Origin of the sequence: Paraburkholderia strydomiana (assembly GCF_046030495.1) — a bacterium.
In the GTDB taxonomy this organism is placed as follows: domain Bacteria; phylum Pseudomonadota; class Gammaproteobacteria; order Burkholderiales; family Burkholderiaceae; genus Paraburkholderia; species Paraburkholderia strydomiana_A.
The window spans coordinates 77,383-102,173 of record NZ_JAQQCJ010000005.1 but is presented as its reverse complement, the minus strand read 5'-3'; the positions used below and the strand labels follow the sequence as shown (position 1 = coordinate 102,173).

General features: G+C 60.4%; 21 protein-coding genes. 13 read left to right on the top strand and 8 right to left on the bottom strand.

Annotated elements, in window-relative coordinates; genetic code table 11:
• Positions 1-76: 76 nt before the first annotated feature.
• The 8 genes from PQQ53_RS08940 to xylB all read left to right on the top strand — a co-directional run bounded on the left by PQQ53_RS08940 (position 77) and on the right by xylB (position 9,171).
• Positions 77-769, top strand: a complete 693-nt coding sequence (locus PQQ53_RS08940; protein WP_408323895.1) for a phosphatase PAP2 family protein — start codon at positions 77-79, stop codon at positions 767-769.
• A gap of 744 nt (positions 770-1,513) precedes the next feature.
• The gene (locus PQQ53_RS08935) at positions 1,514-2,734 is read left to right on the top strand and encodes an ABC transporter substrate-binding protein (protein ID WP_408323893.1); all 1,221 of its coding nucleotides are present in this window, start codon (positions 1,514-1,516) and stop codon (positions 2,732-2,734) included.
• A gap of 105 nt (positions 2,735-2,839) precedes the next feature.
• On the top strand, positions 2,840-3,718 hold the full coding sequence (locus PQQ53_RS08930; RefSeq protein WP_408139398.1) for a carbohydrate ABC transporter permease: 879 nt from the start codon (positions 2,840-2,842) through the stop codon (positions 3,716-3,718).
• Entirely contained in the window at positions 3,706-4,518 is an 813-nt protein-coding gene (locus PQQ53_RS08925) for a carbohydrate ABC transporter permease (protein WP_408139400.1), read from the top strand. Before PQQ53_RS08930 ends, PQQ53_RS08925 begins: the two co-directional genes overlap by 13 nt.
• 10 nt (positions 4,519-4,528) lie before the next feature.
• Positions 4,529-5,563 carry an NAD(P)-dependent alcohol dehydrogenase gene (locus tag PQQ53_RS08920; RefSeq protein ID WP_408323736.1) on the top strand — a complete coding sequence of 345 codons (1,035 nt, stop codon included), beginning with the start codon at positions 4,529-4,531 and terminating at the stop codon, positions 5,561-5,563.
• 3 nt (positions 5,564-5,566) lie between these two features.
• The gene (locus PQQ53_RS08915) at positions 5,567-6,742 is read left to right on the top strand and encodes an ABC transporter ATP-binding protein (RefSeq protein ID WP_408323734.1); all 1,176 of its coding nucleotides are present in this window, start codon (positions 5,567-5,569) and stop codon (positions 6,740-6,742) included.
• Positions 6,743-6,783: 41 nt separating this feature from the next.
• The gene (locus PQQ53_RS08910) at positions 6,784-7,662 is read left to right on the top strand and encodes an AraC family transcriptional regulator (protein WP_408139405.1); all 879 of its coding nucleotides are present in this window, start codon (positions 6,784-6,786) and stop codon (positions 7,660-7,662) included.
• A gap of 48 nt (positions 7,663-7,710) precedes the next feature.
• The gene (gene xylB, locus PQQ53_RS08905; protein WP_408323732.1) at positions 7,711-9,171 is read left to right on the top strand and encodes a xylulokinase; all 1,461 of its coding nucleotides are present in this window, start codon (positions 7,711-7,713) and stop codon (positions 9,169-9,171) included.
• A gap of 1,070 nt (positions 9,172-10,241) precedes the next feature.
• Here xylB and PQQ53_RS08900 read toward each other — a convergent pair.
• The 4 genes from PQQ53_RS08900 to PQQ53_RS08885 all read right to left on the bottom strand — a co-directional run bounded on the left by PQQ53_RS08900 (position 10,242) and on the right by PQQ53_RS08885 (position 15,879).
• Positions 10,242-11,060 carry a hypothetical protein gene (locus PQQ53_RS08900; protein WP_408323730.1) on the bottom strand — a complete coding sequence of 273 codons (819 nt, stop codon included), beginning with the start codon at positions 11,058-11,060 and terminating at the stop codon, positions 10,242-10,244.
• A 1,079-nt stretch (positions 11,061-12,139) separates the two neighbouring features.
• Entirely contained in the window at positions 12,140-13,657 is a 1,518-nt protein-coding gene (locus tag PQQ53_RS08895) for a glycoside hydrolase 5 family protein (protein WP_408139572.1), read from the bottom strand.
• Positions 13,658-14,336: 679 nt separating this feature from the next.
• Positions 14,337-15,305 (bottom strand): Tim44 domain-containing protein, encoded by a 969-nt coding sequence (locus tag PQQ53_RS08890; protein WP_408151865.1) that lies wholly within the window; start codon positions 15,303-15,305, stop codon positions 14,337-14,339.
• A 91-nt stretch (positions 15,306-15,396) separates the two neighbouring features.
• Entirely contained in the window at positions 15,397-15,879 is a 483-nt protein-coding gene (locus tag PQQ53_RS08885) for a CBS domain-containing protein (RefSeq protein ID WP_408323728.1), read from the bottom strand.
• Between the two features lie 147 nt (positions 15,880-16,026).
• On the opposite strand from PQQ53_RS08885, the gene nhaR reads away from it, so the two are divergent.
• On the top strand, positions 16,027-16,923 hold the full coding sequence (gene nhaR / locus PQQ53_RS08880) for a transcriptional activator NhaR (protein ID WP_408323726.1): 897 nt from the start codon (positions 16,027-16,029) through the stop codon (positions 16,921-16,923).
• A 138-nt stretch (positions 16,924-17,061) separates the two neighbouring features.
• On the opposite strand, the gene PQQ53_RS08875 is transcribed toward nhaR, so the two are convergent.
• The 4 genes from PQQ53_RS08875 to PQQ53_RS08860 all read right to left on the bottom strand — a co-directional run bounded on the left by PQQ53_RS08875 (position 17,062) and on the right by PQQ53_RS08860 (position 21,396).
• A complete protein-coding gene (locus PQQ53_RS08875; RefSeq protein ID WP_408323724.1) occupies positions 17,062-18,342 on the bottom strand; it encodes a hypothetical protein in 1,281 nt (426 codons plus the stop codon).
• A gap of 72 nt (positions 18,343-18,414) precedes the next feature.
• Positions 18,415-19,341, bottom strand: coding sequence for a glycosyltransferase family 9 protein (locus PQQ53_RS08870; RefSeq protein ID WP_408323722.1), 927 nt, complete (start codon positions 19,339-19,341; stop codon positions 18,415-18,417).
• The gene (locus tag PQQ53_RS08865; protein ID WP_408323720.1) at positions 19,338-20,168 is read right to left on the bottom strand and encodes a glycosyltransferase family 9 protein; all 831 of its coding nucleotides are present in this window, start codon (positions 20,166-20,168) and stop codon (positions 19,338-19,340) included. The genes PQQ53_RS08870 and PQQ53_RS08865 overlap by 4 nt, the downstream gene beginning before the upstream one ends.
• A gap of 355 nt (positions 20,169-20,523) precedes the next feature.
• The gene (locus PQQ53_RS08860) at positions 20,524-21,396 is read right to left on the bottom strand and encodes a LysR family transcriptional regulator (RefSeq protein ID WP_408139574.1); all 873 of its coding nucleotides are present in this window, start codon (positions 21,394-21,396) and stop codon (positions 20,524-20,526) included.
• A 199-nt stretch (positions 21,397-21,595) separates the two neighbouring features.
• Here PQQ53_RS08860 and PQQ53_RS08855 point away from each other — a divergent pair, with 199 nt between their 5' ends.
• From PQQ53_RS08855 to PQQ53_RS08840, 4 genes are read left to right on the top strand one after another with little or no spacing between them, the layout of a single operon-like run.
• A complete protein-coding gene (locus PQQ53_RS08855; RefSeq protein ID WP_408139421.1) occupies positions 21,596-22,447 on the top strand; it encodes a transporter substrate-binding domain-containing protein in 852 nt (283 codons plus the stop codon).
• 10 nt (positions 22,448-22,457) lie between these two features.
• Positions 22,458-23,138, top strand: coding sequence for an amino acid ABC transporter permease (locus PQQ53_RS08850; RefSeq protein ID WP_408139423.1), 681 nt, complete (start codon positions 22,458-22,460; stop codon positions 23,136-23,138).
• Positions 23,128-23,790: an amino acid ABC transporter permease gene (locus tag PQQ53_RS08845; protein WP_408139425.1), complete on the top strand. Its 663-nt coding sequence runs from the start codon at positions 23,128-23,130 to the stop codon at positions 23,788-23,790. Before PQQ53_RS08850 ends, PQQ53_RS08845 begins: the two co-directional genes overlap by 11 nt.
• 35 nt (positions 23,791-23,825) lie before the next feature.
• Positions 23,826-24,785, top strand: a complete 960-nt coding sequence (locus tag PQQ53_RS08840; protein WP_408151861.1) for an agmatinase — start codon at positions 23,826-23,828, stop codon at positions 24,783-24,785.
• The last annotated feature ends 6 nt before the right edge of the window (positions 24,786-24,791 follow it).

Genomic DNA, 24,791 nt, shown 5'->3' with positions numbered 1-24,791 from the left:
GAAGGTAAGCACCAAAAAAGCTGCGCATTCAATGGGCTATGCTTACCTCGATGCGACTCAAGTTTCTTACAAAATAATGAATAACTTCGATTCTTCTATTGAAACATATCTGTCCAACTTACAGTTGGGTCATTTCGCGACCCAATCCATAGAAACCATCGCCGACCTTTACACCTTCAAAGGCCTCGTACTCATTCCTGTGCTGTGGTGGATGTGGTTTCAGCAGGACGAGCGCCGCGAATGGCGGCGAGAAATGGTTCTCGCGACGCTTCTCAGTGGCCTCGTGGCGCTTTTCGTCGGAAGACTGCTGACTCACTGGTTGCCGTTCAGAGTGCGCCCCGTCTATAGCACCGAACTGCGTCTGCACTTTGCAGGTAGCGATATCAAGGACGCACTGCTGACAAGTTGGAGTTCCTTCCCAAGCGATCACGCGATGCTATGGATGGCGGTCGCCACCGGCATCTTCCTGGTGTGGCGGGGTATCGGTGTGCTGGCGATTCTCTATACCGTGCTGTTCATTTGCGTTCCGCGCGCCTATCTCGGCTTTCACTATCCAACCGATTTGCTGGTGGGCGCCGCTGTGGGAACCGGAATCGCCTATGTCATGACGCGACAGGCGATCCGCGTGCGCTACGCGACTCCGGCGCTGCGATGGATCGAACGCTGCCCGGGGCCTTCAGCGATGCTGGCCTTTATTCTGTGCCTCGAACTCGTTACGCAGTTCGACGAACTGCGCAAGGTGGCGAGCGGTGTGCTCAAACATCTATGAACCACGCGTTGCGGTGCGGCGCTGGGAGCGTGTCGGTGGTGGCGCCGCCCGAGCGAGTGATTTTATCGAAGCCACGTTCATCGCCGCGACACGCGTCATTGTGATCGAAACGGCCGCTCAGAAAACGGAGCAGTCGCACGAATGTCCATGTGACGTTCTGGCTGGACGTCGCTTCCTGGCCGTGCACTGCCTCATCTGACCGGCAGAGCGCGACCCGAACCCGTTCTGCGGCCGCTCCAATTCGAATGGCCGCTTCGCGTCGCGTACAGCGGTCACTTACGCCTTCGAATTGCACAGCAGGCCCTCTTCCATTGTGGGCGCACAAACCCGCTGAAAACGACCATCCGTGATTGACTGCTTTCATAACAGCGCCGACCACAACTCGATCGATGCACGCCGGAACAGACCTGTTCCGCACTCGTCGTCTGTATTTTCGAGACGAAACAGCGATTGACGCGATCTGACCGGAGTCCTCCACTGCGTGAGCACTTACGGGGCCGCTTCGGTCACTGACACATTTTGTGCACCGCACCTGGAGCGCGAGCAAAAAGTATCAGCGTCTTCCGCCTTTTGCAGTGGCTGGCCATTGGCCGCGACCACTACAGTTCTCGTCACCGTACGCTTGGTCTGCTCTCAATCGCAGCGCCCCGTATGGCAATGCCAAAGAACATTCCAAAAGCGGAGACGAGAGTGAAACCAATTCAATTGTTGACAGTTTGCACGGCCTTGGGCGCAAGCCTTCCCATGCTGGCGACGGCACAGACCTGCAACGTTCCCACGCTTAAAGTGCTTGCCCAGAAGAGCCTCGGCCTGACAGTCATGGAGAAGTCACTGCCCGACTATGAAAAGCGCAGCGGCACCAGGATTGAAATCAACTACTTCGGTGAAAACGACCGTCGCTCGAAATCGCGACTCGACGCGTCAACGGGCGCGGGATCCTATCAAATTTATTACGTCGATGAGGCGAACGTCGCGGAGTTTGCATCGGCAGGCTGGGTCGTACCGCTGCTGAAGTACTACCCCAAAGACGCCGACTACGACGACTTCCTGCCGGGCCGACGCGCGGTGGCGAGCTATAAGGGCGTCGCGTATTTTGCCCCGCTGATTGGCGGCGGCGACTTCCTGTTCTACCGTCGCGACTTGCTCGAGAAGGCCCATCTCCCGGTGCCGAAAACGCTCGACGAACTCGTTGCGGACATCAAGAAGCTCAATGCCCCGCCCAACATGTACGGCTGGGTTGCACGCGGACAGCGCGGCTCCGGTATGAACGTGTGGCGCTGGGCGCCGTTCATGCTCGCCGAGGGCGGCACCTGGACCGACAAGAGCCAGGCGCCGGACTTCAATTCGCCGGCCGCGGTGAAGGCGACGCAACTGTATCGTGACCTCTTCAAATACGCGCCTCCCGGTTCGGCGACGTACGACTGGAGCAACGCGCTCGAAGCGTTCCGTTCCGGCAAGGTCGCGTTCATGATCGAATCGACGCCGTTCGCCGACTGGATGGAAGATCCGACCAAGTCGAGCGTCGCTGACAAAGTCGGATACGTCAGGCCGCCGGCCCCGTTGCCCTCGGCTGCCTATGGTCATGGCCTTGCGATTTCCTCGGTCGGCGCCAAGGACGAATGCACGCGTCAAGCAGCAGGGAAGTTCATTGCCTGGGCGACGGGCAAGGATCAGGAGCAGGCCCGCCTGCGCGACAACGTCTTTAGCGACTACAACCGCTCGAGCACGATCAAGAGCGATTACTTTCAGAAGCACGTCAAGCCGCAGATTCTTGCCGGCCTGAACGATACCAACCCGGTGACGAAGGTCACGATCTGGTCAAGCCCACAGTGGCCGGACATTGGCGACAACCTTGGTATCGCGCTGGAGGAAGTGTTCACGGGTACGCAGCCCGATGTTCAGGCCACGCTGAACGACGCCGTTCAGTACGCCCAGGACGCGATGGAGCACGGCGCGAAGAAGTAGTGCGCACGCCCCTTGCAGCATGGGTTGTGCTGCAAGGGGCGCCGCCGGTTCATTCGTGCTCACAGGAACACTGAGTTCGCGGATTCTAAGTTGTTGGAGAAGTCAATGTTCAATCGGGGTAAAACCAGTCTTCCGTTCGTATTTCTTGGACCGCCTCTCGCCTTGATGGCGGTCCTCGGTCTAGTTCCCACTATCGCCGCAATCAACCTCGCATTGAAAAATCGCGTACTGCGCTACCCGGATAGCGAGTACGTCTGGCTGCGCAATTTCGTCCGGTTGTTCTCGGACAGACGGTTTCTCAATTCCATCGAGGTATCGGCGATCTGGGAAATCACGACGGTGGTCGGTGCGGTCGTGGTCGGCGTTCTGGTTGCGATGTATCTCTTCGAGCAGATACACGGCAGGATGCGCAGCGTCATTTCGCTGTTGCTAATCGTGCCCGTGCTTCTACCGCGAGTCTCGGCGGCCTTCATCTGGAAGTTCATGTATTCGCCTCTGACGGGCATTCTCAGCTGGTTTCTCGGTCTGCTGGGAGTCGAGAACACGGCTTTTCTGTCCGATCCGCACCTGGCGTTGTATGCGGTGGCGCTCGTCGATATCTGGCAGTGGGGGTTGTTCTTCGCGGTCGTCATATTGAAACTGCTCGAAACGCTGCCGCCCGAGCCGCTCGAAGCCGCGCGTCTCGACTACGCGCGCACCTGGCAGGTCTACGCCTATATCGCATTGCCGATGCTGAAAGTGCCGATCATGAGTCTGGTGTTCATCAAGATGGTCGAGTCGCTGCGCTCATTCGATCTGGTCTATGTGATGACCAAGGGCGGCCCCGGGATCACGACTGAAACGCTCGACATGTATGCGTATTCGCAAGGCATCGGGTTGTCCGGGAAGGTCTCGTATGCCTCGAGCATGGCCGTGCTGATGATGGTCGCGACCACACTGATTTTCACCTTCATCTGGAAGCGGGTGAACAAATGGGAAGACTGATCTCGCGAAGCGCCAGTTGGTCGTTCGGCACGGTGCTCGCCATAGTGGCCGTGTTTCCGATCTTCTGGGCGTTTCTCAATTCGTTGAAAAACCTGCTCGACATCGTTACGCCGACGCCGCGCTTCTTTTTTACGCCGACACTCGACAACTACCGGCAGGTCGTGTCGAGCCCCGAGGTACTTACCGGACTCGCCAACAGCCTTTCTATCGTCGGTTCTGCCGTCGTGCTGGGCGCGCTGCTCGGCGTACCTGCGGCCTATGTCATCGCGCGCTATCACCTGCCGGCCAAGCGCGACATCCAGTTCTTTCTGTTGTCGCTGCGGTTTCTGCCACCGGTCGCAATCGCCGTCCCGTTGATCGCTATCTGGGTCGATGTCGGGCTGTACGACACGAAGCTGTCGATGGTGGTGACCTATCTGCTGGTCACGCTGTCGACCATCACATGGTTGTCCATCCCGGTATTTCAGCGCCTGCCGCGTGAAGTCGAAGAAGCCGCGACGCTGGACGGGTACGGCCCGTACGGGGTGTTCTGGCGGATTGCATTGCCGCTCAGCGCAACCACGCTGATGGGCGGCATCGTGTTCAGCTTCGTACTGGTCTGGAACGAACTGATGATCGCACTCGCCCTGACGTCGTCGAGAAGCGCGACGCTGCCGGTCGTTGCCTCAGCGTTCACTTCGCTCGGGCAGGAGGTGCCGTGGGGCGTGATCAACGCGTCCACGGTCCTGCTCGCGCTTCCTCCGATTATCTTCGTCGGCATCCTGAGCCGGCTGTTGAATTCAATGCTCAAAGGCAAGTAAGGAGATCGTTTTGAAAGCCCTCGTACTCGAAGAAGCGCGCCAACTTGCGCTGCGCGATATCGACTTGCCGCTCGAAGTCGGCCCTCGCGACGTCAAGATCAAGATTCATACGGTTGGCGTTTGCGGCAGCGACATCCATTACTATACACACGGACGCATCGGACCATTCAAGGTCGACGCGCCGATGGTGCTCGGTCACGAAGCGTCCGGCACGGTGGTCGAAACCGGCAGCGAGATCACCCACCTGCGTGTGGGCGACCGCGTTTGCATGGAGCCGGGCATTCCGCAATTCGACTCACCGGCAACGATGCGCGGCCTGTACAACCTCGACCCTGCAGTGCGCTTCTGGGCAACGCCGCCCATTCACGGTTGCCTGACGCCTTACGTCGTGCATCCGGCGGCATTCACCTTCCGGCTTCCCGACAATGTGTCCTTCGCGGAGGGTGCGATTGTCGAGCCGCTATCGATCGGGCTACAGGCCGCCAAGAAAGCTGCGATGAAACCCGGGGATGTCGCGGTCGTGATCGGCGCGGGGACAATCGGCGCGATGACCGCCCTGGCTGCACTGGCGGGCGGCGCATCGCGCGTCATTCTGGCCGACATGGTCAAGGAAAAACTGGCGCTCTTTGCCAACAATCGCGCGGTGACAACCGTAGATGTGCGCGAGCAACGGCTCGCCGATGTCGTTCGTGAAATCACCACGGGCTGGGGCGCCGACGTCGTATTCGAAGCGAGCGGCAGCGCGAAGGTCTACGATGACCTGTTCGATCTGCTTTGCCCAGGTGGCTGCGCGGTCCTCGTCGGCATGCCGGTCGACCGCGTGCCGCTCGATGTTGTCGCCATGCAGGCGAAGGAAGCGCGCCTCGAATCGGTGTTCCGCTACGCGAATGTGTTCCCGCGCGCGCTGGCGCTGATCAGCTCGGGCATGATCGACGTCAAGCCGTTCATCTCGCGCAAGTTCGCGTTCGCTGACGGCCTCACGGCGTTCGAAGAGGCCGCAGCAGGTCGCCCGAACGATGTCAAAATCCAGATAGAGATGGACTGAGCCATGGCCAAAATCGTCTGCAGAGGTCTCACGAAACGTTACGACGGCGGTCCACCGGTGTTGCACCCACTCGATATGGAAATTACCAATGGTGAGTTCGTGGTGTTGCTCGGCCCATCCGGATGTGGCAAGTCCACGATGCTTCGCATGATTGCGGGTCTCGAAGGCATCACCGGCGGTGACCTCGCGATCGGCGACACCATCGTGAACGACTTGCCGGCACGCGAGCGCAACGTCGCGATGGTGTTTCAGAACTACGCTCTGTACCCGCATATGAGCGTGTATGACAACATCGCGTTTGGTTTGCGCCGATTGAAGGTACCGGCTGCGGAGATCGATCGCCGCGTGCGAGAAGTTGCCGCGCTGCTGAACCTCGACGCGTTGCTCGATCGCAAACCGCGCGCCATGTCCGGCGGCCAGCAGCAGCGCGCGGCGATCGCCCGGGCGATGATCAAGACACCTGAGGTGTTCCTCTTCGATGAGCCGCTGTCCAACCTCGACGCGAAACTGCGGGCGCAACTACGAGGCGATATCAAGCGGCTACACCTGCGCCTGAAGACCACGACGGTCTATGTGACGCACGACCAGCTCGAGGCCATGACGCTCGCCGACCGCGTGATCCTGATGCGAGGGGGGCGGATTGAGCAGGCCGGCACGCCATCTGATCTCTACCATTTCCCGCAGACGCTGTTCGCCGCAGGTTTCATTGGTACACCCGCCATGAATTTACTGTCCGGGACAGCCGAGCGAACCGGTGAAGCCTGTTTCGTGAAGGTACAGGACCAGCGCTGGGCGCTCGCCGGGCCGCGTTTCGCAGGACTGCAGGCCGGTCAGGCGGTGAAGCTTGCAATCCGGCCGAACTATCTGAAGCTGGCGTCTGCAGACAACGAGATCGGCTCGCTAAGGTTTCGCGGCAAAGTAGAGCTGATCGAACTGCTGGGCGCGGAGGCGCTGGTCACGTTCGAATTCGCCGGCGAACGCCTGGCCGCCCTGGTGCCGGCGGAGAACCTGCCCGAACTGGATAGCGTGGTAACTTTCCAGTTCAAAACCGCCGACCTGCACGTCTTCGATGCCCAGACGGAGCAAAACGTTTCATTGCCCGTTCCTCCGAGCAGCAGAACGACACTCGCCAACTCGCCACATCAAGGCGCAGGCGTACAGGGAGCGGCTTTGCATTAACACAAGAGGCGGCGTCGAGACAGCCGGGAAGGAGAAGCGGTATGAATCCAGATCTGGAGTTGGTGCACACACGACGGGACGAGTCGTTCCGAGCTTGGGCGCACGACTATCCGCATACAGTGGCGAAATGGCACTTTCATCCGGAGTATGAGATTCACGTCATCCGGGCGTCTTCCGGCAAGTTTTTTGTCGGCGATTTCATCGGCGATTTCACGCCGGGCAACCTGGTCATCACCGGGCCGAATTTACCGCACAACTGGATCAGCGAAATCGGCGAGCGCGAAACCGTGCCATCACGCGACGTGGTTCTGCAGTTTTCGCGCGACGCGGTTGAACGCATGGTGGCCGCGTTCACCGAGTTGCACGCGATTGTCGGTCTGATCGACGACGCGGCGCGCGGGATACAGTTTCCGGACTCGGTGGGTCTGGCCATCGCGCCCATGATGCTCGAGCTTGTCGTGTCACACGGTTGCCGCCGCGTCGAGTTGTTGATGTCGATCTTCGACAGGTTGTCATCGTGCACCGAGCGCACTTTGCTGGCGGGACCCGCATACGATGTCAATGCGCACCGCTACATGCAGTCCACGATCAACCAGGTGCTCTCGTACATTCAGCAGAATCTTCCGGGTACATTGCGCGAAGCTGACGTCGCCGAACTTGCCGGCATGAGCGTGAGCACGTTCACACGTTTTTTCCGGCGACATACGGGGTGTACGTTCGTGCAGTACCAGAACCGGCTCCGGATTAACGAAGCGTGTGAACTGTTGATGTGCTCGACGCTTAGCGTAACGGAGATCTGCTATCGCGTTGGCTTTAACAATCTGTCGAACTTCAATCGTCAATTCCTTTCAACGAAGGCAATGCCGCCCTCGAAGTTTCGCGCGCTGCATCAGCTTAACGAACACATGATCGCGGCTTGACGGTTTGCTTCGGCAAGACGAGCAGGCCGCAAGAACCAGGACGACATCTTGACTTTCCTTGGAATCGACCTTGGGACCTCCGAGGTCAAAGCGTTACTGACAGACGACGAATCGCACACAATTGCCACCGGCAGCGCGCGACTCGAAGTCGAGAAAATTCATCCCCACTGGTCCGAACAGAGCCCGCAGGCATGGTGGCACGCCACGCTAGACGCAATCGCTCAAGTGCGAGCGTCTAATCCCGCCGGCTTCTCGGCGCTGCGCGGCATTGGGTTATCTGGACAGATGCATGGTGCGACGCTGCTCGATCGCGCAGGCCAGGTGTTACGCCCGGCGATCCTGTGGAACGACACCCGGGCGGCTGCCGAATGTGTGGAACTCGAAGCGCTGGTTCCAGAGTCGCGCTCGATTACCGGCAACCTGGCGATGCCGGGTTTCACCGCGCCGAAACTGCTCTGGCTGTCCAAATACGAACCGGCCGTGTTCCGCGCGGCGCACAAGGTGCTGTTGCCGAAGGACTACGTGGCGTGGCGGCTAACTGGCGAGTTCGTCTCCGACATGTCCGATGCGTCGGGCACCCTGTGGCTCGACGTCGCGAAGCGTGACTGGTCGGACAGGATGCTCTCCGCGACCGGCCTTTCGCGTGAACATATGCCGAGGCTGGTGGAAGGCAGTGAGGCTGCCGCACAGTTGACCGAACCATTGCGGCGCGAATGGGGCATTGCTGGCCCTGTGCTTCTGTGCGGCGGTGCGGGGGATAACGCGGCCAGTGCAATCGGCATGGGTGTCGCCGAGGCCGGGAGCGCGTTCCTGTCATTGGGTACGTCCGGCGTGCTGTTCGCCGGGACCGACCGGTTCGCACCGAATCCCGCGCAGGCGGTGCACGCGTTCTGCCATTGCTTGCCCGAGCGCTGGCACCAGATGAGCGTCATCCTGTCCGCGGCTTCCAGTCTCGCGTGGCTGTCCGACGTGCTCAAGACAAATGTCGCCGAGCTTGCCGGCCTTGCCGAGACGGCCGACGCGCAGCGTGCGCCGCTGTTCCTGCCGTACCTGAGCGGTGAGCGTACGCCTCACAATGACGCGAATGCAAAGGGTGTGTTCTGGGGGCTCACCGGCGCTCACGATCAGGCCGACCTTGCATACAGTGTGATGGAAGGCGTCGCTTTCGCGATGGCCGACGGCTATGCGGCGCTACAAGGTGCCGGGACGACACTGGACACCGCGTCTTTCATTGGAGGCGGCTCGCGTAGCCGTTTCTGGGCGAAGCTTTGTGCAACAGCCACTGGCGTTGCAATGCGCCGCCATCATGGTGGAGATGTCGGCGCCGCTTTGGGCGCTGCACGGCTCGCGCGGTTGGCCGTTGCAAAGGAGCACGTCTCGCAGGTATGCACGTCTGCGGCAACGATCGAAGTATGCGAGCCCGACGTAGCGCAACGGACCGTGACCGGGGACCGGCTGGCACGCTATCGCAGAATATACGCGGCGCTTAAAGACGAATTTCCCAGATAGCTGTTCATCCAGATCCGCGTATCCCGGAGTTCCGAATTGAGATTGTGATGTCTTGGGCCGCCTTCCCGTCGCGCTGTTGCTTCTTTCCGTGTCCATGGCCAGGATTGCTGGCGACGGTGCGCGAGGCGTCGTGAAGATCGCGGCGCGCGATCCCAACTTGCCTGTGGGATATCAGGACGAGCTTTTCACCTGACTGTGGGCGGATTACGTCAGGCCGTATGCAGTCGTCTGGACAACCTCGGTCCGACGATACTCGCGATTGCTAGCGGACATTCACAGACGCCCACTTCTTTGTCCGGCTGTCGGACCTGGCTGACGATCTGCCTGCGGTCACGCCCCAACGAATGACCGCTGTCTGGGAGCGACGCAGACGTTCAAACGTCCGCTCCACGCAGTGGCTGAACGGCCGGAAATGGCCGGTAGTACGTGTTCGCGGAAACCGCCGGTAAAGAGCCGCCGAGGATTCCAATGCCCGGTCCTGGGACGATCCTCGAACTGGTGCCATCGGCCAGGACCGGTCGCTCGCACTCCACTGGCGAACGCCCGCTGACGAGTGACGAACCGTCATTCGGTAAGGCGGCGACCGATGTTTCGTCGAACGATCCGGCTCCAATCTCATGTGCTGCGTGCAGCGGCTAAGCCGCCGGATTCAGCGAAAAGATTTCGTCACGAAGCCGTATCGCCCGGCATTGCGGCGTGGGATCTCACCGGGAACACCCGTCTACCACCCGGCGGTGCATATAACGGTTCAAGCGTATGATCGGAGCACGACTGGCGCGCTGACGGTCGTGAGCTCTTCGTTGCAGGCAGGTGGAGCACATACCCCACGATCTTGGTAGTGTCGGCCGCAATGAATTCAAAGCAGTCAGTTTGTTCCGACGGAGCTGTAGTGGCGTTATAGGCTGAACGCTTCCACAATCATGGTCTGTGACAAATCGGCTTCGCTATCGAGATAGGTGGGAGACAACGGCGCTTTGAATTCCAACTCGTCGTACGCGTATTTCACACACCGTCTGCTCAGATAACTCGGTCGCTACAGATGCAAAGTGGCCCGCTAGCGGCCACTTTGCTCATGCCGTTTGCGAAAATCCCAATGACCTGGTTTCGGAGCCCGGGAAGAAATTAGGGATCACAGAAGTATTCTGAAAGACATCCATCTGGCCGCCAGAAAGCGTCTTGCCGGATGTCGAAACGAAGTTTGATGTACCGTTTTCAAAAGCCTGCGCACTTTTGGCGAACAGCAGAAAGCCAGCTGCGGTGGTCGGATCTTGACCGAGATCCATCTTGCTCCCATCCGCCAACTTGTAATCGCCGTCCTTCATCTGATATTTCTGCGCATCCTGCCCAAGCGACTTGAAAAGCGACATGAAACCCCCAAGCCCGTCCGCTTTCTGGCTAACCGCATCTGACTGCGATGCGGTTAGCGGCGTTCCATCCGCTTCCGACCACTTCGCATAGCCGCGGACCGCGTCATCATGAAAAGCCTTTACAGAGGCGACGAGTGAAGTATTGCCGTTCAGCTTACCTTGAAGCCACGATATATCGCTTGCACTCAGGTCTTTCGATGTGACCTGAATCGAGCCGTTGCTCGAATGGAAATCAAAATGTGCATTGGCGAGGTCCGGCCGCTCGGACACTACTGACTGCATTGTGGAAGTTAAGGCGTTAGCGATGTTTCGCGCGTCGTTCCCCATCTTCAACGGTGCGCCTAGAGCATCCAGATACTTTGCGACGCGAGCCGCTGTCGCAGACGGGTCGGCGACGCTCACCGTGGCTTGCGCCGGCGACGCTTCCTTAGCTGGCACAGACTGCATCAACCCGGCAGAACTCAGCGCGAACGGGTTCAATGTCGCCGCGTTTGAACTTGTCGAACCGATTGATGGGCTCATTCGTTCCTCTCTCTTTGTCCCCTAAGCTGACTGACGGCTATTTTCCGAAAAACTTGAGTTTGAAAGCGTCGAATGAACGTTTTGAGTTGAATGGAGCCCCGACAGGATGCTGGCACCGGTCCGCATGGGCAGGCCTTCCCCGGCTGGCCGGATAGCGTTATCACGATACGCGTCGAGCCTCGCTCTTGGGGGGCTTCAATGCCCGATGCATCCGTTCGCAAAAGGTCGGCCGCCTAACTGGCCATAAAGCTGATCTCCGCAGGCGGCCTCCTGCTGTGGCTGCTTTTGAGCACCGTGGTGACATTTGAAGAAACTAACCGAAGGGCAGAAACGGGGCGAAAGTACGCGTTCGCCGATATCACAGTGGCTGTTCCGTGACTGCCGCTGTCGAAGGACTGCTGTGATGCAATGAGCGGGCATGCGAACGGCGGCTTAGGCCCGAACAACCGGCCGATCGGCCACCTGCATAGCCAAGGCCTCCCGTCTCAACTTCTACTTAATCCAACGCCGCGCACCATCTCCAAGCGATTTCTATAGGGCAGGAGTTCAACTTTTTCTTTATTCCGTCAACCTTCTCGCGCCACACCTCAATACAATCAATGAAATATCGGCAGCTGAAATTAAATTCAACTTCCGGCTTACTGCGGCGAAATTCCATCGCCTTTTGGTTTAAACAAACGCACTACAACGAAGATCTAGCCGCAGCTTACGGTTCAACTCTTCCTTTATTTTTCTCCAACTTATGCCTTATTCGACAGGCGTTGGAAATTAACGCAAAAGATGAGTCGACAGGTCGTCTTCTGGGCTAACGAAATCGACGAATGGCTATTGCTTTAACATGCCGGCGTGAGCTGCCCACAGGCCAGCAACTGATTTTGCACGAATGCTCTCATAGAGTGCCTCAACCTTCTACCACCCTATTTGCAGTCCGAAGTATCTATCCGGGCTGTTCTTATTGAACAACACAGTCGGCTCGACCGGTCCATCGCCGTCAGTGGCTCTCCTGGTGGCAGAACTGCTGATACAACGACTGCCGGAGGACCGACCGCCGCGCATCCGCTTGTTGCTTCGACGACCCTTTACTTGCCCTGCGCGTTGAACCAGCCCGGACCTATCGGTGCGTATCCCCCGCTGCCCGCAGCGGCAGCCGCTGCCATCGCGCCGAAATTAGGCCATGCGGGGTAGTACTGACTCGACGGCGCGTGAGAACTCCCAGCGATCTTCGCCGCACCCTGGTTGCCCGTCGAGCCGGTCGTCGAACTCATCGTCACGATGCCGAAGTACGGTTCGTAGACGTTGGTGCTGCTCGGTAACCACAATGCCTGGTCTGAATAGCTGTACACGTAGACCGGACCGTACATCCCCTTCGGCTGGCGCCCAACCCAGGCCATCAGTGCACTGTATTCGCGTGCCTGGTTGGCCTGCGTCAGGTAATACGAGAGGTCCGTCCAGACTTGAAAATTGGCGTTCGTGTACGTGGTCGGGTCGTCGCCTAAATAACCCGTGAAATTTGTCGCGCCATCCGAACCCGTGGTCGGCACGCCGAACTCGGTAAGGGCGATCGCCTTCGCTCCGTCGCCGTGCGCGCTCATCTGCTCGCGCAGGCTCGTGCCCGTATAGCTCGCGAATGTATTTCCTCCGTCGCTTTCCGGCCAACCGTACGATGGCGACGAAAACGTATGCCACATCACGTTGAACGCATTCGAGTATTGCGGGAACATCGAGTTGAGCGTCGTACTCGGGCACTGATCGGGCGCCGACTGCCAGTCGTCACTGTAACAGTAGGGGTGGTGGGCAAGCGCATCGAAATATCCCTGGGCGCCCTTCGCGTACATCACTGCCAGCCAGTCACGCGGGTTCCACTGCATTGGCGCCGGGTAGCTTGGGTTGGTCGAATTGACGAGGCCCGCGATGCCAGTCGACGGCAGAGCACCGGTCGTGTTATTCGGCCACGTAGTACAGCCTGAACTACCGCCAGCGTATACATAGGCACCCGGATTTGCCTGCTTGATAGCCGGGTAGACGCTCTTCAGGATCGTCGTGTAGAGGGCGGGATCATGAGGCATGAAATCATCGCCGCAGTTGGGCTCGTTCCAGATCTCCCATGCATCGACCTGGCCACCGTAACTATCGCTGCTGTAATGCTTGGCCGCGGCCCGCGCAAAATTGGTATAGAGAGTGGGATCCGGCGCGCACAGCCAGAATGGAACGTAGTTCGTTTGCTGATAGCTGCTGGAACACGCTGAACTTCCTGCCCATGGAGGGGTCAGCAAAATGACGCCCAGCACCCTCAAGCCGTTGTTGCGGGCGGCCCGGATAATCGTGTCCGCTACTCCCCAGGTCAACCCACTGCTTGCGCCCGGATTAGGATCGCTGTCATTGATCGTCGTTGGCGAGGGTTGGGTTTGCTCCCAGTTGATGACAATCCGAATCCAGTGGGCTTTTGTCGCCGCCAGGCCGGCCATGTAATTGTTGATTGCCTGAGTCGGATTGTCGGGGTTCCGGTAGATGATGTCGCTGATTTCGCTGCCCAGGTTAATGCCAGGCACGGGCGTATTGGTCTGCCCGAGCGCAACCCGGCACCCGAACAGCGCCATAATGAGCACACTCCAGCCGAGCCCGACCCTTGCTAGATTCAATGGAGTGAACAGGAATTTTTCCACGATGGACCGTATCTGGCCGCAGAGAAATCTGGATTGTATTCCAATCGTTACGCGTACTGCGTTTATCTTTTGCCAGGCAAAAATAGCACTATATTTTTATGCAGTACGTGAGATTTTTAAGTAAATAACGACATTTGACTATTAAGGAAACCGTAGTAGTTCGGCGGTTACCGCCAGTATGAAGGGCTTGGCCTAAAGACCTTGCGCGGCCGAACGCGACCGGATGCCGCGCGCGCCGGAACTCTCGAACCGCGCATCACGCAGAGGATCGTCTACCTTTCGGCCTCTCTATTATTTGTCCCGAATTCTGCTTTATTCGCCAGGGCGTGACAAATAAGGCGGAATTTGAAACCCGATTCCGGCTTCCGCTTTGACGCAACCTCATTCGAGCAAATGCGTTAAAGAATCATTGAGGCGGCGCAGCGATGCGCCATCTCACTACAAGCATGAATGAGTGAGATTCATCAGGCACGGTCATTGTCATTCAACCCTATGACCTGTATTCGCTGAAAGTCTTCCCCACCTGAAAGCAGGCGGGCATCCACCGCATCGATGCACGCCCGCCGCCGCGCCCCATCCGCTGCCGCCGATCAAGCGCAATGCCCCACTACCGTCAATGATCCAGCTGCTGAATGCCGGCCAGTCGCCATGCCGGGTCGCCATGCGCGGCGCGAACGATGTTCCAGACCTCCTGGAACGGCTGGGCGGTCTGAGCGCCGTCTTCCCGCATCTGACCGTAAAAGCGCACGCTGACCAGCGTCTCATCCGCATGGGTCTCCACGCCCAGCACCTCGGCATCGAGTTGCGGTACCTCCGTGCGGCTCGGCTGGCTGCCTCGAACTTCCAGATCCTGCTTGATTCGCGCGAACATCTCGGGCGTGGTCAACTCGAACAGGTCACCCTGCTCGTTGCGGTCCCATGCGCCCTGAAGACGCATGAACATGGTCTTCGCCGACGCCAGCAACGCGGCTTGATCCAACCCGAGCGCAGTGGCCGGGGTTTTCACGCTGCCCGCAGTTCCGGCCGGATCCATCGCAGCGCGCTGCGAGCCGAAGAAATTTGTTTCGGGCCGCGCCTGGCCTGTCTGACTACCGAACGGCGAGCCGTTCGTCTGCCCTCGGTTCGCGGCACCATGCCCATAAGCCAGATCCGGACGACGCCGGTTGGCGATGAAACGAAATAGCAGCACGCCCGCAAAAATCACGAGGCCGATCAGCAACGCATTCGACAGCATTTGCGCAAGGCCAGCACCCAGACCCAGAGAAGACAGCAGCGCGGCAATGCCGAGGCCGGCTGCAAGACCGGCGAGCGGCCCCATCCAGCCGTTGCGCGCCGGTGCGGCAGCAGGCGCTTGCGCGGCCTGCTGCGCAGGTTGAGCTTGCTGGCTTCGTTGTCCTTGACCCGACGGCGACGCCATCTGCGACTGGCGTCCGATACTTTGGCTTCCGCCCATCCGCTTCGCTTCGGCGTCGTTCGACGCCACTGCGCCAAGGGCGAGCACGCCCGCGAGACCAAGCGCCGCACCCCCGCGCGTAACCTTTCCGGCAGCCCATCGCAGCTGATTGATGATTTGCGTGTACATATGAAACCTCTCTTGATGACTCAGGGGCCGCCCGCACCGCGCGTCCGGCATTTCGCACTGAAACATTACGGACAGTAATATTTTACGGCCGTCAAATCTGCCATCGGTCGGCCTGCAATCGGTCGCGCGCGGCCTGCAAACCATTGCCGTGGATGTAATGCTCCAGTTGCTGGATCGTGTGTTCCTGCTCCGACATCTGGTTCTTGATCAGATCGCCGATCGACACCATTCCGATCAGTTGCCCCGCGGTAATCACCGGCAGATAACGTATCCGGTGCGCGGTCATGAGCGCCATGCATTCCTCCGTCGTCTGCTTCGGGCCCACGTAGCGCACCGCCGTCGACATGATGTCCCGCACCGGCGTATCCCGCGAAGAACGGTCCATCAGCACGACTTTGCGGGCGTAGTCGCGTTCGGTAACGATGCCGACGATGCGCCCCTCGTGTGCCACGATGAGTGCGCCTACCTGCCGGTGCGCCATGATCGCTATCGCGTCGTACACCGACGCCGATGCCTGAGTCGACCACACGGTCTGGGAAGTCTTCGAACGCAGAAACTGTGCAACCGATGTCATTTGTCACCTCTGTCAGCTGTCAGGAGACGCCCGCTGACGCCTCGGGCCGAGGTTTGAATCTAACTGAAGTCGAGACAACGGAAAATTCGAATTTTCATTGCTGATATTTCGAGAAAAACGTAACGTTGGAGGGTCGACGGAGGCACGGTGAACTTCAAGCATCTGTATTACTTCTGGGTCGCGGCGCATGCGGGCGGAATCGTCCGCGCCGGCGAGCAACTGCACATCACGCCGCAAACGCTGAGCGGCCAGATCAAGCTGCTCGAAGAAGCGCTGGATAAGAAGCTGTTCAAGAAGAGCGGCCGCTCTACCGAACTCACCGATGCGGGCCGGCTGGCGCTCGATTACGCCGACGAAATCTTCTCGCTCGGCTCGGAGCTCGAAAGCGCGGTGCGGCGCGAAAAAGAAGTCGGCACGCAGTCGCGGTTTCGCGTGGGCATCGCGGATTCGGTGCCGAAGGCGATCGCGTACCGGCTGCTGGAACCGGCACTAGGCGCGCCCGTGTCGCTGCGCGTGATCTGTCATGAAGGCAAGCTGCACGCGTTGCTCGCGCAACTGGCCGTGCACCGCCTCGACCTCATCATTGCGGACGCCCCGATTCCGGCCGACGTCAACATCAAGGCTTTCAATCACCGGCTCGGCCGTTCGACGCTGAGTTGCTTCGGCGCAGAGGCGCTGCTGCAAGGCGGGCTGAAACGCTTTCCGATGTCGCTTAGCCAATTGCCTCTGCTGCTGCCGGGCACGGAATCAGCGGTGCGCCGCAAGCTCGATCATTGGCTGGCGTCGCGCGCAATCTCGCCGCGCATCGTCGGCGAATTCGACGACGGAGCCATGGCCCTGGCGTTCGGCCGTGAAGGCCGCGGGCTGCTGTTCGCCCCAACCGTGCTGGCGGACCAGTTACAGGCGGAGCATAAGCTGACGATGGTCGGGCAGATCAACACCATCGTCGAGGAGTTCTTTGCGATCTCCATCGAACGTCGTATCAGTCATCCCGCGGTCGCAACGATCATCGACGCGGCACGTAGTGAACTGTTCAACGCTTAGACGATTCCGGCTTCTTCGTTGCAAGCCGATGTGCGCGTAGTCGAAAGCGCGTTCGGCGTGGCATGGCTTAACGGCGACGGATACGTTTACCGCACACGGCCTCGTCATCGGGGCCACGGCGCGTGCACCCAGGCCGGCTCACGAACCGCGTGGGTGCGTGGCCGCGGCAAGGAGTTGCCGCACAGGCCGGCTCAGGCGCCAGAACAGAGACTCCTGCAAACTGGCAAGTTGCTGCCGGACGTTCGCGAGCGCCGTCCGTGTCACAGCGAGTTCGCTTGCCACCGCCGTATCGATATCCGCTCCATCGATCAGCGCTACGTTGACGATGCGAACGCCGTGGTGCGATGCCGCCTGCGCCTGCGGCCAGTTCACCTCGGCGCCGAACGCCAGAACCTGCGTGGCCTGCGCAAGCTTGCTGGCCCACAATGAATAGGTATCCGGATGCGCGGCGCCGCTCCGGACGAGCTCTTTGCACAGGTGCATGGCTTCAAGATGAATCTTCAATCCCTGCACCGCGTCGAAGCCGCTGTGACGTTCCTCCGTCTTTGCGCGCCGTGACGTGCCGAACGACGGCGTCAATCCGGTGAGATCGGCAACCCATCCTTCCGCGGCCAGCGCATACGCGGACGAGTGAACGGCGAGATCGCAGTCGAACACCGCATGCGCGTGCGTGGCGGCATGTCGCAACGTGAGCAGCCAATGCGCGAGAAACGCGCGATACATCATGGTCGGCGCAATCTCCCCCACGTGCTGCTTGAAAAACGCGAGGCGCCGCTCGAACGGCTGCTCCGCCAGTTCCGTCGGCAGGTGCGGAAGCTCGACGCGAAGCGCCTCGAGAACGCGGGCCACCGTCGGCACATGGCGGTTCGATGCCAGCACGGCGTAGGGGATCGCTACGAAATGCGCATTGCCATGTAACGCAAACAGATCCCAACAGGATTGCCACTGGGAGATCGGGTTCTTCTCGACCACGATATGCACCGCGTCAGCGAAGGTGCTGCGAAACCACGGAAGCCGCCCTAGCGAGCGGCAGAACTTGAAGACAGGCACCTTGCCCCGCGCGTGCGCCGAGTCGATGAGACGGCGCACATAGCCTTCGATCCGATCCGCGTCGTCCGGTACTTCGCCCGTGAAGCTGTCGATGGCAAAGCGCTCGTCAAATCCCGCGATCCCTCGCCCGCCGGGTTCGAGCAGCGCGGCGTATTCCGTAAAATAGGGTCGCTCCAGTTCGGGATGGCCCGAAGGCCAGCTATCCGCCGTGCTTTTTTCAAGCGTGTCGGAATCGATGCTTGCCAGCATCTCGTGCAACGGTTCGTAGTACGCAACGACTTCCTCGATACGGCGAAAGCGCGACCATAACCACGTGCCCGCGGTCCGGTATCCGCTGTGCAGGAATACCGCGTTCGGTTTTGATGTCATGAGATGGGGAGAAGCCTGGTTGGTCAACGGGTCGTCGGATTCACACTGCGCGGCGCGCTCGTCGCGCTGGAGTCATCCTGCTTCGCACTCGCGAACCATCCGATGGAATCCAGCAAGTACCCGGGCGCAAGTGAGCGTTTGCCGCCAGAGCTTTTCCTTCAGCCATGCGCCGGGCACCCATTGCCACGGCAGAACGACATGGCCGGCGCCCCACCCTGGTCGCCAACGCTGCGCGACGCGCCGCCGCCTGAACAGGCTGAGCGTAGGAATACCGAGGTTCGACGCCAGATGCCCGACCCCCGAGTCGTTGCCGATGAACCAGCCCGATTCATACAGCCAGCACGCGAGTTCGTGCAGGTCATGGAACGTCGCTGCGTGAAGCGCTGACGTGCCGAGTTCTTTCCAACGCTCACGCTCGTGAGGGGCAATGACGAAGTGCACGTCGTAACCGTGCTCGCGCAACCGGTGCGCCAGTTTGATGAACCGCGCGCGCCGCCAGCGTTTGTCGTCGGTGCTCGCTTCGGGATGTATCACAACGCGACGCCGATGCCGCCGGTGCTGCAATGAAGGCGGAGGCGTAATGCCGTTATCTGTCCCCACGTGAGATAGCCCCAGCTCTTCACGGCAGAAGCCGGCGAAGCGTTCGGCCATACAACCCGGCCGATCGCCGAGTTCGACGCTATCCAGGTACAGGACATTCGGGTGAGCCGCCGTCAGATCCGGCACTGGCTGATGCCGGTGCATCTGGATAACGACGTCGTAGCACACCAGCCATGCCGCGCCATGTTCACGGTGCGGTATCGGGTGAATCGTTACGCCGGGAAACCAGCGTCGCAATGCGCAGGCTTGCCGTCCGAACACCGTGATGTCGATGCCGTTACGCAGACAGTTCTGAACGGCGACCATCAGAACGAGTGTGTCACCGAGGGCATTCGACATCACGACGGCAACGCGTGGAGAACGGCCATCGACGGTGGCGCTCAGCGGCATCGGCGTCATGTGAAACTCGCGCGCAGTTGCTCGAATGCCCGAGCCACTTTGCCTACCGACAGCATGTATTTCCAGTAGCGCTCTTTCAGACGTCCGGTCGGTAGATAGGTACTGCCGATCAATACCTGCCCCGCGCCCCAGCCTGGCCGCCAGGTATGCGCGAGTCCGCGCCGCATGAACAGGGAAAGCGTAGGAATCTGCAGGCTCGAAGCGAGATGGCCGATACCCGAATCATTGCCGATGAACCAGCCCGATTCGAAAAGCCATGCGGCGACGTTGTCCAGCGAGCCGAGACTGACCGATGTCAGGCCCAGACGCTCCACGTGCGTCCAGTCGTCGCGCTCTTCCGGCGCAACGACGAACTGCGGATCGAACCCGCGATCGCGCAAGGTGACGGCTAGCCGGACATAGCGCGAAGCCAGCCAGCACTTGTCAATCGTACTCGCTGTCGGGTGTATCGCGACGCGCAGGGGATGCCTACGATGCACGAGCCCTGCCGGCGCGGTGATGCCGTTGCTTTTGTCGGCATTCGTCAGATTCAGCTCATCACGACAGAATCGCGTGAGCCTGACTGCCATTGAATCGGGAGAGCGCGCCCGGCAGACGCGATCGAGCAGAACGACTCGGGGGTGCAATCGGTGCAGCCCGTCGAACGGCCTGTCCGAATGCATCTGGATGACGAGGTCGAACCTGGCCAGATTGTCCGCAAGACCCGCTTCGCCCAGGTCCGCCCGGATATCGACTCCGGGAAACCACCCGTGAAGCGCGCTCGCATGACGGCCGAACACCGTGACCGCGATGCGTTCGAGGCAGAGATTGCGCGCGATCGTCATCATGAGTAACGAGTCGCCGACTGCCGGCGAAAGAATCAATGCGACGTGCTTTATCGGCTGTAGTAACTGTGGCATAAGTCGCCCCCGCTGACACGCCTTCGAATGGCAAGGCGCTGACCCCGCTCATTGACGAGCGTTCTCCGCTAAAACGATTCGGAGTCTAGGCGGGGGCGGCATTATTTGCGTTACAGCGCGAATTACCACGCCTTACGCGGATAAAGTGGCGGACCGTTGGCAGCATGAACCGCGTACGCATGCCTGTACAAAGCCTGTTCCTGTCGGCGGCGAATTCCGTAAAAATTCCGGAAGCGCATGACACGATAGCGACGCATTCGCTATTCGGAACCTCTCCGTCTGATCAATCAACGTGATGATGTTGCTCGATAAGATCGAGAAAAAGGTTGAGCGCACGCGTTCTCGGTCTTGAGATCTCGGTGATCGCGCTGATCGTATTTTCATAGACCGGACCGGAGCGCACCTTCACGAGTGCCCGCCGTTTTGCGAAAGACGCCGCGTAATATTGCGGCAACAAGCCCACATAATGCCCGGAGAGCACCAGCATCGCGACGGCCTCCAGCCCTGATGCCGTCGGACCTCGCTGCATGCCGAGCGTGTTCAAGACTTCATAGACGAACGGCTGCGGACGATAGACGAGCGGCAACTTCGACGCTTCACGTATCCGATGACCCGCGACATACAGCCCTTGCCGCTCGATGAAAAGCGGCAGGTATTGGAATCCCGCTTCGCGACGGTACATGCCTCGAATCGCAACGTGAACCTGACGCTCCCGTAACGCCGAGTTGAGTTCGCTGAAGGTCATGACCCTCAGCTCGACGTTCACGTCGGGCGCCAGTTCCTTGAACGCGGCCAGGACCTCGGGCAAATGACAGCCTTCGTCGCTGACGATGTGCTCCACCATTCCGATCGATAACGAGCCCGACAGCACGCCGCGTACGGCGTCGATCTCCGGCCGAATCCGCTCAAGCGATCTGAGCGCGTCGCGTGCCAGATCGAGCGCCACCTTGCCCGCATGCGTCAGCACGAATCCCGCTGGACCGCGCTCGCACAGCCGTGCGCCGAGCGTGTCCTCGACTTCGCGGATGTGCCGGCTGATCGACGTCTTCGACATATTCAACTGCTTCTCGGCCGCGGCAAATCCGTTCGCCTGCGCGACCGCGCAGAAGATGCGCAGCGAGCGCAGGCCGCGTTCATCGAAATCGGGGCGGCTCATGGAGGCGGTCCTCGGCGTGGGGTGGTCGGTCATGGTCGGCGCTTGAAAGGTTTCATTTTCCGGAACCATACCGCCAAAAAAATCATTTTTCACGATCTTTATGGCGGCATACATTCGGTCGCCAGGGTCATCGTGCGAAGCCGTAGCGTGCACGATGCACCGGTCCATCACCCACACGTCCCCTCACGCGGAGAGCGCAATGCAAAACTGGACCCGACGATCCTTCATCAAGACCACGCTCGCCTCGGGCGCAGCATTGGCGCTGCCGCGGCTCGCACTCGCGGAGGGCGGCACGCTCGCCGACATCAAGAAACGCGGCAAGCTGACGGTCGGCACGGAAGCCGCCTATGAGCCGTTCGAATTCGTCGAGAACGGGCAGATTACCGGCTATGGCCACGACGTGCTGGAGTTGATGGCGGCCAAACTGGGCGTGCAACTCGAACAGATGAACCTGCCGTTCCAGGGCCTGCTGCCCGGCCTGATGTCGCACAAGTTCGACTTCGTCGCGACCAGCGTCGGCATCACGCCGGAGCGCGCCAAGCGTTTCGCCTTCAGTGAGCCGGTAGGTGTGGTGCGCTCGGTGCTGATGGTGCGCGCCGACGACGGGTCGATCAAACGCGATCTCGACATCGCCGGCAAGACCATCGGTACGCAGATGGGCTCGTCGTCCCAGCCGGTCGCCACCGAGTTCGAAAAGGAACTCAAGGAAAAGGCCGGCAAAGGCTACGCGGATACCAAACTGTTCCAGGCGTATCCGGACGTGTCCAATGCGCTCGCGAACAAGACGATCGACGTGGCGCTGATGCCGTCGAACATCGCCGCCGTTCAGATGCGCAAACAGCCGGGCGCGTTTCGTATTGCCGGCACGATCGGGCAACCGAAACTGCTCGCCTGGGTGGCGAATCCGAACGACCTCGAAATCCGCAAGTTCATCAACGACTCGCTCGACGAATTCAGGGCGAACGGCAAACTGGCCGCATTGCAGACGAAATGGTTCGGTGCACCGATGGATACGCCGCGCATGAACTATCTGCCGACCGGCTCGATCTGACGCCCCCGCCATGCTCGACTGGATCGACAAAGGTGGCGTCATCGCGCCGTTTCTCGATGGCGTCGTCTCGGGCACCGCGCTCACGCTGGTCGCCTCCGCGTGCGCGTTCGCGATCGGCCTCGCGCTCGGCATCGTCTTGCTGCTCGCGCGCATCTCGCCGATCGGCCCCTTGCGCGCGCTGGTGGTGCTGTGGGTGAGCCTGATTCGCGGCACGCCGGCGCTGATTCACATGTTGATCGCGTATTACATGGTGCCGGCGTTACTCGACATTTCCATTTCGCCGATCACCGCCGGCATCGCCGCGCTCGCCTTCAACACGAGCGCGTACATCGTCGAGATCCTGCGCGGCGCGCTCGGCACGATTTCGTGGGGGCAGCGCGCCGCCGCGTATGCGATGGGTATGCGCACGTCGCAGGTCTGGCGGCACGTGCTGCTGCCCCAGGTCATCTATCGGGCGATTCCGCCGCTCACGAGCGAATTTACGATTCTGCTGAAGGCGTCGTCGCTGATGTCGATCATCGCCGTGCCCGAACTCGCAACGGTGGCACGCAACGCGACGCTGCAAACGGATCTGCCATTGCAGGTCTTCACGATCACCGCGGCCGTCTACTTCGTGATCCTGTTCTGCATCTCGGCTGCATCGCGACTCTGCGAGCGCCGGGTCTCGAGGATGCTTCCCCATGGCCATTGACTTCTCGATCGTCCGCGAAGCGATCCCTGTGCTGATCGAGGGATTGCGCATCACCGCACTCGTCAGTGCGATCGGCATTCCGGTCGGTATCGTCGCGGGCATCGTCGCGGCTTACGCGGCACAGTCGCGCACCTGGCTGCGGCCAGTGGCGCTCACATACGTCGAACTCGTCCGCAACATCCCGTACCTGATCCTCGTCTATCTGTCGTTCTTCGGCTTGCCGAAGCTCGGCGTGAGCGCCTCGGCGATGACGGTCGCAGTGGGTTGCACGGCCTTCTACACGGGCGGCTACTTCTGCGAAATTCTGCGCGCCGCGCTGCGCAGCGTGGCGCGTGGCCAGACGCATGCCGCTTTTTCGCTGGGCATGACCTTCTGGCAGGCGCAGCGCCACGTGATCGCGCCACAACTGTTCGGCTTCATCACACCGCCGACGACGAGCCTCGTCATCATGATGTTCAAGGACTCGGCGATTTTTTCCGTGATGAGCCTGCCGGAAATGACGTACCAGAGCAATCTGCTTACAGCCAACACGTTTGCCTATGTCGAAGTGCTAGGCACGACGGCGTTGATCTACTGGGTCTGCAGCGTCCTGCTGGCCGGCGTCGGCCGCCGTCTCGAAACGGCGATCGGACGCCGCGGCCGTCACGCGTGACACGCCTCCCCCCCAATCCAACTGAGGACACCCGCATGAGTCACTACACCGTTGCGCCGCGTACCGGCCACCCCACGCTGCTGTATTCGGAACTCGACCTCGACATCGACAATCTTAAGGCCGACATCGCGGTGCTCGGCATGCCTTACGGTGCACCGTATTCGCCCTCCGATTTCAGCAACGACCAGACCAATGCGCCGTCCGCGATCCGCCAGGCCACGGACCGCGTCGCGCGCAAACCGCACCACTACGATTTCGATATCGATGGCCCGCTGCTGCAAGGCCGCACCGATATCCGCTTCGTCGATTGCGGCGACATCCTTCCCGATCTGACCCAACCCGGTGAGCACTACGCCCGCGCCGAAGCGGCCGTGCGCCGCATTGCGGCCGGTGGTGCGATGCCGATCGTGCTGGGCGGCGATCACGGCATCACGACGCCCGTGCTGCGCGGTCTCGACCAGAAAGGTCCGATTACGCTCGTGCATATCGACGCGCACCTCGACTGGCGCGATGAAGTGAACGGCGTACGCGAAGGCCTGTCGAGCCCGATTCGCCGCGCGTCGGAGATGGCGCACGTCGAGCGGATCATCCAGATCGGCCTGCGCGCACAAGGCAGCGGCCGCGCCGAGGAATTGACCGTGGCGCGCGCGTATGGCGCAGAGCTGATCACCGCCTATGAACTGCACGACATCGGTATGGACGCCGTGCTCGAACGCATCCCCGATGGCGGTAACTACTACCTCACGATCGACGCCGACGGTCTCGATCCGTCGACGATGCCGGCCGTCGCAGGGCCGGCGCCCGGCGGCGTCACCTTCGTGCAGGCGCGCAAACTGATTCACGGTCTGGTCCGCAAGGGCCGCGTTGTCGGCATGGACATCGTCGAGATCCAGCCGGAAAAGGACGATGCCAATCTGATCTCGTGCGTGACCGCCGGCCGGCTGATTCTCAACCTGATCGGTGCGTCGATTCGCGCGGGCTACTTCGACAAATGAGCGCGG

What these genes read in the sequence shown, in the direction of transcription:
- PQQ53_RS08890 (WP_408151865.1), bottom strand. Translation starts at nt 15,305, where the DNA reads ATGTACACGCAAATCATCAATCAGCTGCGATGGGCTGCCGGAAAGGTT.
- PQQ53_RS08895 (WP_408139572.1), bottom strand. Translation starts at nt 13,657, where the DNA reads ATGGCGCTGTTCGGGTGCCGGGTTGCGCTCGGGCAGACCAATACGCCC.
- PQQ53_RS08910 (WP_408139405.1), top strand. Translation starts at nt 6,784, where the DNA reads ATGAATCCAGATCTGGAGTTGGTGCACACACGACGGGACGAGTCGTTC.
- PQQ53_RS08855 (WP_408139421.1), top strand. Translation starts at nt 21,596, where the DNA reads ATGCAAAACTGGACCCGACGATCCTTCATCAAGACCACGCTCGCCTCG.
- PQQ53_RS08885 (WP_408323728.1), bottom strand. Translation starts at nt 15,879, where the DNA reads ATGACATCGGTTGCACAGTTTCTGCGTTCGAAGACTTCCCAGACCGTG.
- PQQ53_RS08850 (WP_408139423.1), top strand. Translation starts at nt 22,458, where the DNA reads ATGCTCGACTGGATCGACAAAGGTGGCGTCATCGCGCCGTTTCTCGAT.
- PQQ53_RS08915 (WP_408323734.1), top strand. Translation starts at nt 5,567, where the DNA reads ATGGCCAAAATCGTCTGCAGAGGTCTCACGAAACGTTACGACGGCGGT.
- PQQ53_RS08860 (WP_408139574.1), bottom strand. Translation starts at nt 21,396, where the DNA reads ATGAGCCGCCCCGATTTCGATGAACGCGGCCTGCGCTCGCTGCGCATC.
- PQQ53_RS08840 (WP_408151861.1), top strand. Translation starts at nt 23,826, where the DNA reads ATGAGTCACTACACCGTTGCGCCGCGTACCGGCCACCCCACGCTGCTG.
- PQQ53_RS08870 (WP_408323722.1), bottom strand. Translation starts at nt 19,341, where the DNA reads ATGACGCCGATGCCGCTGAGCGCCACCGTCGATGGCCGTTCTCCACGC.
- PQQ53_RS08845 (WP_408139425.1), top strand. Translation starts at nt 23,128, where the DNA reads ATGGCCATTGACTTCTCGATCGTCCGCGAAGCGATCCCTGTGCTGATC.
- PQQ53_RS08875 (WP_408323724.1), bottom strand. Translation starts at nt 18,342, where the DNA reads ATGACATCAAAACCGAACGCGGTATTCCTGCACAGCGGATACCGGACC.
- PQQ53_RS08900 (WP_408323730.1), bottom strand. Translation starts at nt 11,060, where the DNA reads ATGAGCCCATCAATCGGTTCGACAAGTTCAAACGCGGCGACATTGAAC.
- PQQ53_RS08940 (WP_408323895.1), top strand. Translation starts at nt 77, where the DNA reads ATGAATAACTTCGATTCTTCTATTGAAACATATCTGTCCAACTTACAG.
- PQQ53_RS08935 (WP_408323893.1), top strand. Translation starts at nt 1,514, where the DNA reads ATGCTGGCGACGGCACAGACCTGCAACGTTCCCACGCTTAAAGTGCTT.
- PQQ53_RS08865 (WP_408323720.1), bottom strand. Translation starts at nt 20,168, where the DNA reads ATGATGACGATCGCGCGCAATCTCTGCCTCGAACGCATCGCGGTCACG.
- PQQ53_RS08930 (WP_408139398.1), top strand. Translation starts at nt 2,840, where the DNA reads ATGTTCAATCGGGGTAAAACCAGTCTTCCGTTCGTATTTCTTGGACCG.
- PQQ53_RS08925 (WP_408139400.1), top strand. Translation starts at nt 3,706, where the DNA reads ATGGGAAGACTGATCTCGCGAAGCGCCAGTTGGTCGTTCGGCACGGTG.